Consider the following 14,746-nt stretch of genomic DNA (forward strand, 5'->3'; position numbering starts at 1 on the left):
CCGATGAAGAATATTCTCCGCCTTCTTGCCCTGCTCCTGTGCGTTTCCGGCCTTGTTCACGCGGAACACCGCGTTTTTACGAAAAAGGACGGCTTCCTCTCCATGAGGGACAAACTGAACGTGTATTTTTTCCGGTCAGATACGCACCGCCTGCTGGTGCGCGACGAAGGCAGCGTGCAAACTCCCCGCTACGGCTCCCTGGACAAGGCCATGCGCAGGAGCCCGTGCGTGGCCGGGGTGAACGGGGGCTTCTTCGGCGCGGATGCGGCGGGGACTCCCCTGGGGCTGGTCGTCCAGGACGGCAAACGCCTTTTCCCGCTGGCCTCCGGATCCTTTGCCGTGTCCGGGGTCGTTTACTCCGGGGGCAAAAACGGCCTGGAGCTGGTGCGCAGCTCCGTCCTTAAACGGATGAAAAGCCTCCCCACCATGCAGGTCGCCATCCAGGGCGGCCCCTTTCTGGTGGAAAACGGAACGGCCGTCAAAGGCCTGAACGCGGAAAAATCTACCTACCGCACTTTCATTGCTACGGACGGCGGCAAACGGTGGTGCATCGGCGTTTCTTCCTCACTGACGTTGAAGGAACTGGCGGAATGGCTGGCCGCTCCGGGAGCGCTGGGCGGCTTCAAGGTGAAGACGGCCCTGAATCTGGACGGAGGTTCCTCCTCCGCCTTCTGGTGCCATGAATCCGGCATCTCCTACCCTTCCTTCAAGCAGGTCAGGAATTATCTGGGGGTGGCTCCCCTGTCCGGACGATAAACGCCGTTGCGCACACTTTCCTTTCCCGCTCCGCGGCCGCCCGCCAGAATTCTGCGTATCAGCAGGACCAGGAAAAGCAGGAAACAGGCCGGAATGGCCCAATCCCCCAGCATGGCGTACAGCGTCACCTCCGTACAGCCGGCAGGAAGTTTGGCGGTCATCACGCCCTTGGTGAAGGGGGAGCCGGAAGTATCCCGCAAATCCGCGATCACGGCTCCGTTGGGGCCCAGGGCCACGCTGACGCCCGTATTGGCCGCCCGGATCATGGAGCGGCGCAGCTCAATGCACCGGAAAGCCGCGTTGCGCCAATGCTGTTCGTTCGCCCAGGAACGGTTGAACCATCCGTCATTGGTTACGTTCACCAGTACCTGGGGTTCCGGCCGCACGAAGCGGCGCACCCAGCTTCCCACCACGTCTTCAAAGCAGACCAGCGGAATCACCCCTACCGTCACGGAACTGCCGGGACGGATAGGCACCGGCACGGGATTGGAGGAGGTGCCCGGCGTATAATTCATCCCCATGGCCGTTCCAGCCGAGGCTTCAAAGGCTTTTTCCAGGAACGGAAACGTCTCCCGCATGGGAATGTATTCTCCGAAGGGAACCAGAATGGACTTGGCGAAGGGAATGGCTGTGGAATAATCCCCTTCAAAGACGGTCAGGCAGTTGTAGGCGCGCGCCACGCGGCCTTCGTCGGAAAGATAAATATCGTCCGTGCCCGTCAGCAGGATGAAATTGCAAACCCTGTCGCGGATAGCCTGGACGTACTCTTCCTCCGCGCTCAGGAAATTGACGTTGTCCTGCCCCGGAAACCTTTCCCCCGTGGAATCCCGGTAAAACGTGGAGATGGGGAAGGAACTCTCCGGCCAGATCACCCAGGCGGGCATCTCCAGGGAGGTCTCCGTCCCTTCCCGGGCGGACCGTTCCAGCGCTTTTTCCTGGAGTTCCAGCATTCCCTGCTCCGTCGTTTCCAGCAATTCCCGGTAAATGTTTTCCCTGTTGGCCGCATCCCACTTTTCCTTCTGGCTCAGGTTTAACTGGACAGTCATGACGGGAATGGTGAAAGCCCCCTTTCCGGTGGAAACGTCGGAAAGGGGCGCGTAGCGCGCCGTCCACTGCACGCCGATGACGAACATGCCCAGCAGAACCGCCACAAGCATGAAGAAATCCCACGGCACGGACCTTCTGCCTTCATGCATCACCATGGTTCCCGTACGGCGGCAGACGCGCCACAGCCAGATGGAAAACACGGCGGGAATGAAAGCGAGGGCCGTCACGCCGAAGTATTCCGCCCATTGGGCCAGAGGATTCCCGTACAGGGCCACCCCCAGGTTGTTCCAGTTGAAGCCCGGGATCAGCCAGCCCCTCAGCCATTCCAGGCATACCCACAGGGAGGCCCCCGCCAGCGCCGCCGCGGCGCTGGGCGCCATGTCGCGCATGGCCCACTCCTTCCAGGCGCGCCTGCGTTCCGCGGGCGGAAGCTGCGCGTCAGGCAGCGGGAGCCGTTCCGGACGGAACCGGGTTCCCATCACCAGGCCCCAGATGCCGGGAAACAGGCCCCCGTAAAAAAGAATCAGCGGGATGTAGCCGAGCGTGCTCACCTCATTGATCCACCACAGGGAAATGCCGAAAAACACGACTCCGCATGTCCATCCGTACAGAAAATACGCCAAACCGCCGCGCTTCCCTTCGCGCCGGGGGCCGTACCACAGGGCCGTCAGCAGGGGCAGAAGCGCTATCCAGACGCAACCGCTCCAGTCCACCGGAATAAAGGAACAGGCCATAAGCGCCCCGGAAAGGGCGGACAGCAGGAAGGCGGCCCACAGGGGGAGGGCGCGAGGGGTGGATCGTGGAACGGCATGCATCGTGGAATAGGGGAAAAAACAAAGTCTTTTCAGCGGAAAAGACGCTCCGGCATTCTTCCTCATGCTGACTCATTCCTGCAACAAAAAAGATTGCAAAATTCAGTCAAATGCGGAAATAGTTAGCCCAGTTCATACAACCCATCCATACATATGGCAGATATAGACGAAAAGACACCATTAAACGTCCCCGGCAAGTTTTACGTGGACAGTTCCTGCATCGACTGCGACCTTTGCCGCGAAACCGCTCCGGAAAACTTTGGCCGCGACGAAGACGAGGGCGTATCCTACGTCAAGAAGCAGCCGGACAATGAAACCGAACTGGAAGCCTGCGTGGAAGCCCTGGAAGGCTGCCCTGTGGAAGCCATCGGCGACGACGGCGAATAATTCATTTTCTTGCCACCTTACAGCGCCCGGGCTTGTGAACAGACACGCTCCGGGCGTTTTTCTTTAAAAGGCCCCCTTTTTTCCTTCCCTCCCATGATTCCGCCCTGGTCAGCCTATGTTCCCGACAGGGACCGGCCCGACCCCCATGCCTCCCCCATCCGGTATGACTACCTTTCCCGGGATGAGCAGGAGGTGCGGCAGGCCCTTGCGGACTGGTTCCAGGCCGTTCCGGTGTTCAGTGAAACGCGCAATGTCCATACGGCGGAATCCCTGCTGGGGACCATCCTCTCCAAACTGCCCCTGGATGAAGAAGGCATGGACCCGGAACTTCTCCGGAAAGGCTGGATGGCCGCGGCGGGGCCGTTTCTGGGAAAGCAGGCCTGCCTGGTATCCCTTGTCAAGGGCGTGGCGACAGTCCAGGTCATTCAGCCTGCCATGCGCTACCATCTCCAGCAGTGGCAGGGAGCCCTTCTGGGAAAACTGAAGGAGCAATTCGGAAAAGACGCCGTCCATTCCATCCGCATACGGATAGGATAATTTTTTCGACGAACGGTTTTTCTTTTATTAATCTACTGATTTTATTGCATTAACGGAGATTAAATCGTATTTCAGGATTTATAATCCGCTGTCAAATGGATTTTTCTCTTTCCTGATTTATGGTCAGGATCTTTTCTCCATTTCCCATGGCTTCCCGAAATATGAAAGCCACAGAAAAAATAATGTTGGATCTTTTCGCTATTATATTTCTATAAGTCAATTAAGTTAATTTATCTTGTTGGCATTTCTATAGCGGATTATAAATTCTATAACGTTTTCGCGAACAAAGCGAAATTCGCGCCGGGTGGCGCGGGCTTTTTGCTTTCGAATAGTAGTGATATACAGATGAAAACGATTCTCTTTCCGGCATTATTCACAGCGACAGTACTATCAGCGCATGGAGCGGAAATCTGGAGTTCCCTGGACGGAATCATTCCGGAGCTGAATATGGCGGAGACCTCCATCTCCCGCATTGATTATTCCTCCGGAGGTGCTCTGATTGCGAATGGAGGGCCTTCCGCAAACGCCGTGCAGTCCGTCCTTGGCTCCCTGGATGCGGGATGGTATTCCGGCAACAAAAATAACAATACCGGTACGCTTTCCTCCGTGACGGCGGATGGCGCTACCAATCTGATTTCCGCCAGCGGCGCAGGGGGAGGATTTACTGCCGTTAAATTCAATGAATTGTCCGTGAATACCCTGGCCGATTATAAATCCTTGAGAATATCCTTTGACACAGGAGGTCTTTCCAATACCAACAAAACGGGGCAACCTCAGAATTTCAGCTTGTGGTACAGCCTGGGAGGAAAGGAAAGTTCCTTTCTCCAGGCTGGTTCCACAATTTCCGGACTGGCAGGCAGCGTCAGCAACAAATCCTATAGCTGGACGATTTCCAAAGAGGAGTACGGCGTCCTGTTTGACCAGGGAGCCACCTTTTATCTGGTGATGAATACCGGTGTTCTTAACAGCTCCTACACTTATCAGGAGCTTACCGTAAAAAATTTCCGCATGGAGGGCCTCACGGTTCCGGAGCCTTCCTCGGCCGCTGCCGCATTGCTTGGGCTGGGAAGCCTGTGCCTGAGGAGAAAGAGGAGATAATGCTGCAGGAACCGGAACATCCCTAAATCCGGAATTTTGCTTCATTTTAAGTTTGATGAAAGACAGTTCCTCGTTTAAGTGTAGTAATATTATGCGATTAGCTCCTTCCCTCCTTTTGCTGGCATCAGGCTTAATGCTCTGTTTCCCTTCTTCCTACGGTGACTGGACTTCCCCGCACCCCCTGCAGCAGGAAAAAGCCGCGCCTGTGCCCCTCATTCCCTTCCCGTCCCAGGTGGACTGGAAAACGGGGAAATGCCCTAAAAAGGCTCCCGTTTCCGTGAAAAAGAACGCGGCCCTGGCCAAGACTCTGGGCAAGGAAGGCTACGAGCTCCAGGTCCGCCCCGGCGGCATTCTGATCAGGGCCGCCACGGACGCAGGCGTTTTTTATGCCCGCAGGACGCTGGACCAGCTGGGAGCCGGAGGGGACTATCCGTGCTGCGACATCAAGGACAGCCCGGCGTTCGCCATCCGCGCCTTCATGCATGACGTAGGTCGCAATTTCCGTCCCATTGAGACCCTGAAGGCGGATATTGACGAAATGGCCCGACTGAAAATGAATGCCTTCCACTGGCACCTGACGGACTACCCCGCATGGCGCATCCAGTGCAAGAAGTACCCCGTTTTGAATGATCCCTCCAAGAGGATCAAGGGCCGGGACGTCAACGACACCTACACCTACGACCAGATACGGGACCTGTTTCGCTACGCCAAAAAACGGCACATCCTGATTATTCCGGAAATTGACATGCCGGGGCACAGCACCTATTTCAAAAACTGCTTCGGCTTCCCGATGCACGATCCCCGGGGCATCAAGATTCTGGAGGAACTGCTGGAAGAATTCTGCCGGGAAATTCCGGCGGAGATGTCCCCCTACCTGCACATCGGCGCGGATGAAATCCATATCCCCAACGGGAAGCAGTTTGCGGACCGGATGGCGGCCAAGGTCAAATCCTTGGGACGCCAACCCATCCAATGGGCGGGCAACAATGACCTGCCCGTTTCCGGAGACAGCTACGCCCAGTTGTGGAATGATGAGAATTCCGTAGGATTGCCGGACCCCGCCAAGCAGAAGAATCCCTATTTTGATTCCACGGCAGGCTACATCAATTCTTTTGACCCCGGCATCCTGGTGCGCAGGAATTTCTTCCGCCAGCCCTGCGGAACGGCAAAGAGCGACGACCACTCTCTGGGCGTCATCCAGTGCCTGTGGCCGGATACCCGGGTGGAGGACAAGAAGAACATCCCCATCCAGAACCCCCAGTGGCCCGCCATGTTCGCCATGGCTGAACGCAGCTGGAAGGGCATTCCGGAGGACGGCTCCCGCTTTGCCGGCAAACTGCCGGAGAAAGATACGGAGGCTTACCAGGCCTTCGCCCTGTTTGAAAAACGCATGGAAGCCCTGGCCGGAAACAAGCCCTTCCCCTACTGGCGGGATTCCTTTGTGGAATGGACCGTGTTCGGCCCCGTTCCGAAGGACAGGCAGGAGGAAGTGAGGAACGGGCTGCTGGCGGGGAAATCCCCCGCGGGACTGGAGCCGGTCCAGGCGCGCGGCGGCAATCTGTACTTCCGCACCCGTGCGGGAGCGGAAGGCCTGTTCTCCAAAGTAAAGCCGGGAAACACCGCCTGGGCGGAGACGACTTTTTACGCGCCCAGGGCGGGCACCATGTACGCCATGGTGGGGTTCGACGCTCCGGCCCGCTCCACGCGGCGCTGCTCCGGGGTTCCGGCTGCCGGGGAGTGGTCCCAGTGCGGCACCAGGATATGGGTGAACGGCAAGGAAGTAAAAAACCCCCAGACTTACAAGCTGGCAGGCCAGCGGCGTTATGAAAAGCACACCTGGAATTCTCCCGCCAATGAAATATCCTTTGACAATGAGGAGTTCTGGTGGGCGCGTCCTCCGGTTCCCTTTCAGGTAAAGGCCGGGGAAAATAAAATCCTGATTGAACAGCCGTACACGGGAAGCTTCCAGTCATGGGGCGTCAGCTTCATTCCGGTGAAAAAGTCGGGAGACCGCTGGATTGCCGACCCAAGCTATTATATCAAGCCCAAGGGAGAAAAATAGAATTCCGTCTTTCCACTGCAATGAGAGTTAAACATTTACTCCTTCTGCTGGCCCTCCTGCTGGCGGTTCCTTTCGCCACGGCTGCCCAGCGTCCCAACGTCATCCTCATCCTGATGGATGACATGGGCTGGGGGGACCTGCCCTCCTACCAGGACCGGCGCATGAAGGAAGGGCTTCCCGCCATGGACAACCCGGGCCTCCGGACGCTGGCCCGGGAAGGAATGACGCTGACGCGCCACTACTCCTCCGCCCCGCTCTGCGCCCCGGCCCGCGCCTCCCTGTTCACGGGCGTCCACCAGGGCCATGCCAAGGTAATCCGGGACAGGTCCTTTGACCTGCCCATTGAAGATGCCCCCACCCTCGGCACCGTCATGCAGTCCGCCGGGTACAGGACGGCCCTCATCGGCAAATGGGGGATAGGCGGAGGAACGGAACACGCGGGCACCCCGCAGGAATCCACGGCCTACCCCACCAGGCGCGGTTTTGACTACTACTTCGGCTACCTGGACCACGTCAGCGGCCACCACCATTATCCCAAGGAAGACCCCAATCCCATTTCCCCCACTAAAAAAAGCGGCATCTGGGACGGGGACAAGTGCATTACGGCGGATTGCGACAAGGCGTACTCCGTGGACCTGCTGACGGCCCGCGCCAAAAAATGGATTATAGACACAAGCCGGCAGAATCCCCGCCAGCCCTTTTTCCTGGCGCTGACCCACGTTGCCCCCCACTCCCAGCTTCAAGTACCTACCGGACCCTATCCGGAAGGCCGCGGCGTGAAGGGCGGCGTGCAATGGCTGGGCCAGCCCCACAAGCTGGTGAATACCGCGGAGGGCAGGATCAACTCCTACATCTATCCGCGGTATGCGGACAAGAAATGGCCCATGGCGCAGAAGAAGTACGCCACCATGATCGCGCGGCTGAGCGATTCCTTTGAAGACCTCATCCAGACCCTGAAGGACCTGAACATTGACAAGAACACCGTCATCATCATGACGTCGGACAACGGCCCGCATGACGAAGGCGGCCAGAATCCGCAGTTCTTCCGCAATTACGGACCTTTTGACGGCATCAAGCAGGACGCCTGGGAAGGCGGCTTCCGCGTGCCGACCATCGTCCGCTGGCCCGGCCATGTTCCGGCCGGGTCCACAAGCGACCATCCTTCCCAGTTCCACGACTGGATGGCGACGCTGGCGGAAATCGGCGGCGTCAGGGCCCCCTTCCGCAGCGACGGCGTTTCCCTGCTCCCTACCCTGCTAAACAAGGGGACACAGCCGGACAGCCGCCTCTACATGGAATACAGCGCCAAGATGTCCCGGAACAAGACGACGACGCCCGGCTACCAGGATTTTCTCCCGTCCAGGAGGAACGCCGTCCGGGGCGACCAGCAGATGGTCTACCTCGGCAAATACAAGGGGGTGCGTACCAACATCCAGTCCCATGCGGATCCGTTTGAAATTTACGATACCGCGAAGGACCCTGCGGAACGCCATGACCTGAAGGACACGCCGGAAGGGAAAAAGATGCAGTCCATCATGCACGACAAGGTGCTGAGAATGAGGCGTATTTACGATTATACCCACCCGGCGCGCGGCACCTTTGCCCAGCGGCCCTATGATGCGGAACCCGTTCCAGCCCTCCGGAAAGAGGAAATGCCCGGCAACCTGGTTCCCCTGACGGCGCAGTCCTCGCGGGGAGTCAGCCGGAAGGACGGCAGCGTGAAAAGAGTGCTCTATCTGAACGTTCCGGAAACGGGGAAATATGTCTTTTTCATGAAAACCCCGGTGAAAAAGGGGGCCAGGGCATTCGTCAGGCTGCATGATGCGCATCTACTGGATGCGGAATACGGTTACAAGCCCGGCGCGGAAGTCTCCTCCTCCATGGGGGAACATACGACGGAAAACGATCCCGCAAGCACGGGGATGAAGCCCGTGCCTCTGGAAAAAGGCTGGCATCCCTTCATCATTGAGACGGAAGGCTTCTCCGGCCTTCCCCTTTTCTTCTGGCAAAAGGAAGGCGGAGAAAAACGGGAAATCCCCGTCCAGTCCTTCCGCGTGGCGGGATAAACCGGAAAATACGGGCCGGGAGGTGGGCATTCGCTCCCCCGGCTCATTTTCCGCCCGTCATCAGCACAAGCGCGCGCGGAGCATGCCTCCCGACCAGCAGGTAAACACCCCGCGCCAGCATGTAAACGACGGGCACCAGACACCACCATGCCCAGGAGGGCCATGGGGCCGGAAAGCACGTTTCCACCCCCATCAGGGCAATCAGCACGAAAATATGGGAGCAGTACACGAAGAAACTGCCGGAAGACCACCCGGCCAGGAGTCTTGACAGGCCGGGACTGACGACCTTCAGTACAATCCCGGAACTCAGGAAGGCCAGGACGGCCAGTCCGGAAAAGGAGCCATCCGGAAGAAGGAACGTATCCGTGCAGCTGGCCCAGATAAGAGCCGCGCAGGACAGCAGAATGGCGGCATGCACGGCCAGGGGAATCCTCTCCCAGCAGTTCAGACAGCCGGGAGCGGTGGAAGCCAGCATGATGCCGAGCACAAAATCCCCGAACATGTAGGGACTGGGCCACGCCAGGGAATCATCCCACCTGTTCAGGAACAGGCAGAACAGGCCGAGCGTGTAAAGCGCCGGGCGGCACTTGACCAGCAGGAACGCCGCCAGGGTGAAAATCATCAAATCCCGCAGGAACCACATGGGCGTCAGCATGGGGCACGCGCCCAGACCGAACACGGAAGCTAGGGAGGCGGAAGAAACGGGCATGCCCGCCAGCAGCCAGTAGGCCGCGCACCAGAACAAATAGGGCCGCAGCAGGGACATCAGGCGCCTCGCCGTCCAGGTTCCGGCCTCCTGCCCCCGGAGGCGCGCTGCGGAAAAATACCCGGCCAGCAGGAAAAACGTGGCCAGTGCCGGACCGATCAGCCATTGGTTGGGGGGAAACCCTCCCCCCGGAACGTGCTGCATGATGACGCTCAATGTAGCCAGCAGGCGCGCAATCTCCACCCAGGGCAAACGGACCGGGGGAGCGGCGCTGGGAGTGGGGGATGGCGTCATGGCGGGACTATTCTGACGGAATCACGCCGCAAAAGCACTATTTTTCCTCAGGACCGTGATGAAAAGGCTGCCCGCAGGTCCGTCATGAACGTTGACGCATTTTCCCTCAGTCCCGCCTGAAACGTGGAACCATTCTTCTCCCGGCACCACGGTGCGGGCTTTCCGGGGAAACAGGCTTTACAAGGTTTTCTGCATATAAACCACGCCGAAGGAGCGGTTTAATTTGTAACCGATGTTCTTGAGTTCTCCGCAAAAGGCAAATCCGTTACTGGCATGGAACTTCAGGCTTCCCCGGTTTTCGGACGAAATTTCGGCAATGATGTTTTCAATGCCCATTTGCCTGGCGTCCGCTTCCAATTGGTCGAGGCACTGTTTCCCTATGCCCTTCCCCACATGGTTGCGGGCAATGAAAGAGGTGATTTTGGCCGTTTTCCGGAAACTTGCCACAGGGGCATAGGCGCTCAGCCAGCAAAACCCGACGACATTCCCCGCCGACGCGTCCACCACCGCGTAAGCGGGATATCCGGCCGTCTTTTCCAGCAGCATGGGAAAAGATGCTTCCGGCAAGGGCGCATCCGCAAAGGCCGCCGTACCATGTTCAATATAATCATTGAAGATTTCCATGACGGGCCTGGCATTCTCCCTTCCAAGTTTCTCGTATCTTACCTGCATGCTGAAAAATCTTTCCTGTGGAAATATGAGATTAAACAGGCGCAACCATCCGGAACAGTGCGTCCTTTGTCATTCGGTCCCGGTGAAGCAAACGGGAAGCAACACCTGCCGTCTCCAGGCTTCCCGTCCAGCCTCCATTAAAACGGCCACGGCCATGGGAATCCGGGCGTCCGTCCGTCTTCCCCAAAAAATGGCTGGTTCCTTTCGGAATCAGCCATGGGAAAGGGATCCGGCAAGGGTCTTGTTCATGAATAAAATCCGTTGTCCGGCTCCCGTTCCGGCTTTTTCCGCCTGAAGCGCGGATGGCGGCAGCGGTGAATCTGCGTATCCGTATCGGCTTCTGAAAAATGGCGCGGGTTAGCCTCTTCCCGGGCCTCCCTGCGCAGGATTTCCAGAAAATCCTTCAGCGGCAGTTCCATGTCCGCATCGTGGCAGGCCAGCATGGCGGACAGGCGCACCTGCCCGTTGTCATAGTCCACGTACATGGCGAACAGCGTGGTCTGGTACAGATGCCACGGTTCCTTTTCCGCACCGTTTTCCAGATGCGTGTTGATGGCTTCCAGAAGCCACGTGAGCGATTGTTCCAGCTCCAGGTTGTCCAGAACGTCCCGTATGAGGGACGTTTCCTGGCCGAAGTCAGTCACGCTTTCCAGTTGTCTTACCCTGTCGATCTTCATGTCTTGAATCTCCTTTCCGGTGTTTCCTTGTTTGGCGGGGCGGCGGACGGCTCTACCGCTCCGAGGGATTTAGACACTTTTTTTCAATAGTTTGTTCAATCTGGAAAAAACTTATTCAGTCCGCGGCAGCCTTGCCGATGTAGGGGAGGTCGCGGTACCGGTTGTCCAAGTCCATGCCGAACCCTACCAGAAAGTCGTCGCCCCAGGTAAAGGCCGCGTAATCCGCTTCAAAGGGAACCTTCCGGCAGCAGTGCTTGTCCACGGCCACAGCCGTCAATACGCGCTGCACGCCCCTCTTTTTCAATTCTCCACAAACGCCCGCCAGCGTTCTGCCCGTGTCCAGCACGTCATCCACCACCAGCACGGGGACGCCGGGACGGAACGCGCCGCAATCTCCGCGCCACGCCACGGAACCGGAACTTTCCATGCCGGAATAGCTGGATACCTTGACGGACCTCACTTCCGGGCGGGATTTCAAATGCTCCGCCAGCATGGACGCAAAGGGCACGGCTCCCTCCAGAAGCCGGAGCAGGACATAGGGGCGGTCCCCCATGTCGGCGTCAATGGAGGCGGCCAGTTCCCGCACGCGTGCGGCAATGGCCTTTTCCCCAATCAGCGGAGTAATGGTGTAAGTCATGAAACGGAAACAGGATAGCCTGCTCCGTGCGGGAAATCAATCCCGGAAGGGGAATGACCGGAACCACAGGACTGCCGGGGGATTCCTCCATGATTTCCCTGCGCCCGGAGGCAGGCCTTCTGTCCGCTCCATCCGGCTTCTATACAGAACAGGCGCCCGGCCGGAATGCGGAGGGCGGCCCCTTTCCCCCGGAAGTTCCCGGAAAAACAGCCTTTCCCGCGCGGTAAAAGCTCTTGCGTCACAGGGATTTTTCTGCATAATCGCCCGGCAAGAATGACGGAAAAACCCATACAACTTGGCTTGGCCGGACTGGGTACGGTCGGTTCCGGCGTTTATGAGACGCTGTGCCGCAACCACTCCCTGCTGGAAGCGCGGAGCAAGATCCCGTTCAGGATCAAGCGCATTGCCGTGCGCAACCTGAGCAAGCACAGGGATACCGCCGTTCCGGAAGAATTGCTGACCGACGACTGGCACGAGCTGGTGGGGGACCCGGAAATAGACATCATCATCGAACTGATCGGGGGCACCCGGCAGGCCTATGACCTGGTGACGACGGCCCTCCGCGCGGGCAAGCCCGTGGTGACCGGCAACAAGGCCCTGCTGGCCGAATACGGCGCGGAGATTTTCAAGCTTTCCGCGGAGATGGGCACGCCCATCTACTTTGAGGCTTCCGCCGGGGGGGGCATCCCCATCATCCAGAGCCTCCAGAATTCCCTGATCTGCAACCACATCAATTCCATCGTGGGGATCATCAACGGAACTTCCAACTACATTCTTTCCGCGATGGGGGAACACGGGGCCGACTACGAGGACGCCCTGGTGCAGGCCCAGAAACTGGGATTTGCGGAGGAAGACCCCTCCCTGGACGTCAACGGCTGGGACGCCGCCCACAAGGCCCTCATTCTGGCCACCCTGGCCTACGGCACCACCATCTCCCCGGACAAAATTTACGTCAGCGGCATTGAAAACATCACCAGCCGGGATTTCGAATTCGCCAAAAAACTGGGGTACACCATCAAGTTGCTCGTGGTCATCCGCTACCATGAAAACCAGGAAGATGCGCTGGAACTGCGCGTCCAGCCCTGCTTCGTCCATGACTGGCACATCCTGGCTTCCGTCAACGGCGTGTTCAACGCCATTTCCGTGAACGGGGACATTGTGGGGGAAACCTTGTTCTACGGCCGCGGAGCGGGCAAGAATCCCACGGCCTCCGCCGTGATCAGCGACGTGATTACGGCCATGCGCGAAAGCCGCTACCCGGAATTCCACACGGGGTTCACCCCTTACGCCAAATCCTGCGGCGTGATGCATATCAACGACACCACGACGCCGTACTACGTGCGCTTCCAGGTGGCGGACCAGCCCGGTGTGATTGCGGAAATAGCCCGCATCCTGGCCACTTTCGGCATCGGCATCTCCGCCACGTCCTCCGCACCCAGCCACATCGACGAAGACGGCGTGGCGTGGAACGACCTGGTATTCATCCTCCATACCTGCCCGTGGGGCCAGCTCCAGATGGCGCTGGAGGAAATTGCCCAGATTTCCTTCGTGGCGCCGGAAGCCCGCGTGCTGCGCATCGAACACCTTCTTCCTCAATCCTAACCTACATCATCCTGTTACATGGCACTTATCGTTCAAAAATTCGGAGGCTCCTCCGTAGGCACCATTGACCGCATCCGCAATGTGGCGCGCCGCATCCATGAGACCGCCGGAGACGGCAACCAGGTAGTGGCTGTCGTCTCCGCCATGAGCGGCGTGACGGACAAGCTGATCGGCCTGGCCAGGGAACTGTCCGCCTCCCCTTCCGAACGCGAGCTGGACGTCCTGATGGCTACCGGGGAACAGCAGTCCATCGCCCTGCTCTGCATGGCCCTGCATGAACTGGGAGACAAGGCCGTGTCCTTCACGGGAGCCCAGGCGGGCATTACCACCTTCGGCTCCCACACCCGCGGCCGCATCCACAAGATTGACCCGGAACGGATGAACAAATGCCTGATGGAAGGCAACATCCTCATCTGCGCCGGCTTCCAGGGCGTGACAGAGGAAGGCATGGTCCAGACGCTGGGCCGCGGCGGCTCGGACCTTTCCGCCATCGCCATCGCCGCTGCGCTGAAGGCGGACGTGTGCCAGATTTTTACGGATGTGGACGGCGTGTACACCTGCGACCCCCGCGTGGTGAAGGACGCCGTGAAGATCCAGACCCTTTCCTACGACGAAATGCTGGAAATGGCATCCAGCGGTTCCAAGGTGATGCAGTCGCGCTCCGTGGAATTCGCCAAAAAATTCGGCGTCGTCTTTGAAGTTCGCAACTCCATGAACAATAACCCCGGTACCATCGTGCAAGAAGAAACTCCCTCCATGGAAGCCGTCGTCATCCGCGGCATCTCCATCGACCGCAACCAGGCCCGCCTCACCATCACCGGCATTCCCGACAAAATCGGCTATACGGCCAGGATTCTGGGCGCCCTGGCAGAGGCGGAAATCAATCTGGACATGATTCTGGCCAACACCGCCCATGACGGCTACGTCCGCCAGTCCTTCACCATGCCTGCCAACGAACTGGGCCGCGCCCAGGCCGCGCTCAAGCCCGTGACGGCAGCGCTGGGCCCCGATGTGAAGGTGGAGACGGAAGCCGGACTCGCCAAGCTTTCCCTGGTGGGCATCGGCATGCGTTCCCATTCCGGCGTGGGCGCCACCGCGTTCAAGGCCCTGGCGGACGCCAACATCAAGACCGGCATGATCTCCACATCGGAAATCAAGATCGCCGTGATGGTGGACGAGTCCGACATCGACGAGGCGGCGCGCGTCGTCCACAAGGCATTCAACCTGGGCGGCCAGAATTAACCAGTCCCCCCTTTCCCTGTTCCAGGCCGGTTCGCTTGCGCGGCGGACCGGCCTTTTCTTTCTTGCCGTTTCATCCCTTTTCATCCCGTTCCCTGCGGATTCCCGCACACCTGATGAAGAAAGCGCCCCTTTTCAACGAATGGGGCAGGAG

14 protein-coding genes are annotated in these 14,746 nt (G+C 58.8%); 9 read left to right on the forward strand and 5 right to left on the reverse strand.

The window, feature by feature from the left end; genetic code table 11:
• Positions 1–3: 3 nt before the first annotated feature.
• Positions 4–756, forward strand: coding sequence for a phosphodiester glycosidase family protein (locus tag V3C19_RS06530; RefSeq protein WP_130082760.1), 753 nt, complete (start codon positions 4–6; stop codon positions 754–756).
• Here V3C19_RS06530 and lnt read toward each other — a convergent pair.
• Positions 723–2,681 carry an apolipoprotein N-acyltransferase gene (gene lnt / locus V3C19_RS06535; protein WP_295932701.1) on the reverse strand — a complete coding sequence of 653 codons (1,959 nt, stop codon included), beginning with the start codon at positions 2,679–2,681 and terminating at the stop codon, positions 723–725. The two genes, V3C19_RS06530 and lnt, sit on opposite strands and share 34 nt — an antisense overlap.
• Before the next feature lie 87 nt (positions 2,682–2,768).
• Between lnt and V3C19_RS06540 the strand changes: the two genes are divergently transcribed.
• From V3C19_RS06540 to V3C19_RS06560, 5 genes are all read left to right on the forward strand, one after another.
• Positions 2,769–3,002 (forward strand): ferredoxin, encoded by a 234-nt coding sequence (locus V3C19_RS06540; RefSeq protein ID WP_067570353.1) that lies wholly within the window; start codon positions 2,769–2,771, stop codon positions 3,000–3,002.
• Between the two features lie 93 nt (positions 3,003–3,095).
• A complete protein-coding gene (locus tag V3C19_RS06545; RefSeq protein ID WP_295932698.1) occupies positions 3,096–3,539 on the forward strand; it encodes a DciA family protein in 444 nt (147 codons plus the stop codon).
• Between the two features lie 345 nt (positions 3,540–3,884).
• Complete coding sequence (locus V3C19_RS06550) at positions 3,885–4,637, forward strand: PEP-CTERM sorting domain-containing protein (RefSeq protein WP_295932696.1); 753 nt, start codon at positions 3,885–3,887, stop codon at positions 4,635–4,637.
• A 133-nt stretch (positions 4,638–4,770) separates the two neighbouring features.
• Positions 4,771–6,699, forward strand: coding sequence for a family 20 glycosylhydrolase (locus V3C19_RS06555; protein WP_161981267.1), 1,929 nt, complete (start codon positions 4,771–4,773; stop codon positions 6,697–6,699).
• Between the two features lie 20 nt (positions 6,700–6,719).
• Complete coding sequence (locus V3C19_RS06560) at positions 6,720–8,765, forward strand: sulfatase-like hydrolase/transferase (RefSeq protein WP_161981266.1); 2,046 nt, start codon at positions 6,720–6,722, stop codon at positions 8,763–8,765.
• A gap of 43 nt (positions 8,766–8,808) precedes the next feature.
• Here V3C19_RS06560 and V3C19_RS06565 read toward each other — a convergent pair whose 3' ends face one another.
• From V3C19_RS06565 to V3C19_RS06580, 4 genes are all read right to left on the reverse strand, one after another.
• Positions 8,809–9,765, reverse strand: coding sequence for an acyltransferase family protein (locus tag V3C19_RS06565; protein ID WP_295932693.1), 957 nt, complete (start codon positions 9,763–9,765; stop codon positions 8,809–8,811).
• 177 nt (positions 9,766–9,942) lie between these two features.
• Positions 9,943–10,437: an N-acetyltransferase family protein gene (locus tag V3C19_RS06570; protein ID WP_330937042.1), complete on the reverse strand. Its 495-nt coding sequence runs from the start codon at positions 10,435–10,437 to the stop codon at positions 9,943–9,945.
• Positions 10,438–10,682: 245 nt separating this feature from the next.
• Entirely contained in the window at positions 10,683–11,114 is a 432-nt protein-coding gene (locus V3C19_RS06575) for a hypothetical protein (RefSeq protein ID WP_130082753.1), read from the reverse strand.
• 115 nt (positions 11,115–11,229) lie between these two features.
• Positions 11,230–11,751: a phosphoribosyltransferase family protein gene (locus V3C19_RS06580; RefSeq protein ID WP_130082752.1), complete on the reverse strand. Its 522-nt coding sequence runs from the start codon at positions 11,749–11,751 to the stop codon at positions 11,230–11,232.
• A 53-nt stretch (positions 11,752–11,804) separates the two neighbouring features.
• On the opposite strand from V3C19_RS06580, the gene V3C19_RS06585 reads away from it, so the two are divergent.
• The 3 genes from V3C19_RS06585 to V3C19_RS06595 are packed head-to-tail and all read left to right on the forward strand — an operon-like array spanning position 11,805 to position 14,595.
• On the forward strand, positions 11,805–11,978 hold the full coding sequence (locus V3C19_RS06585; protein WP_295932687.1) for a hypothetical protein: 174 nt from the start codon (positions 11,805–11,807) through the stop codon (positions 11,976–11,978).
• A 46-nt stretch (positions 11,979–12,024) separates the two neighbouring features.
• Positions 12,025–13,353, forward strand: a complete 1,329-nt coding sequence (locus V3C19_RS06590) for a homoserine dehydrogenase (protein WP_130082751.1) — start codon at positions 12,025–12,027, stop codon at positions 13,351–13,353.
• An 18-nt stretch (positions 13,354–13,371) separates the two neighbouring features.
• Entirely contained in the window at positions 13,372–14,595 is a 1,224-nt protein-coding gene (locus tag V3C19_RS06595; protein WP_130082750.1) for an aspartate kinase, read from the forward strand.
• The last annotated feature ends 151 nt before the right edge of the window (positions 14,596–14,746 follow it).

The organism is Akkermansia sp. AE01SA01, from assembly GCF_036417395.1.
GTDB lineage: Bacteria > Verrucomicrobiota > Verrucomicrobiia > Verrucomicrobiales > Akkermansiaceae > Akkermansia.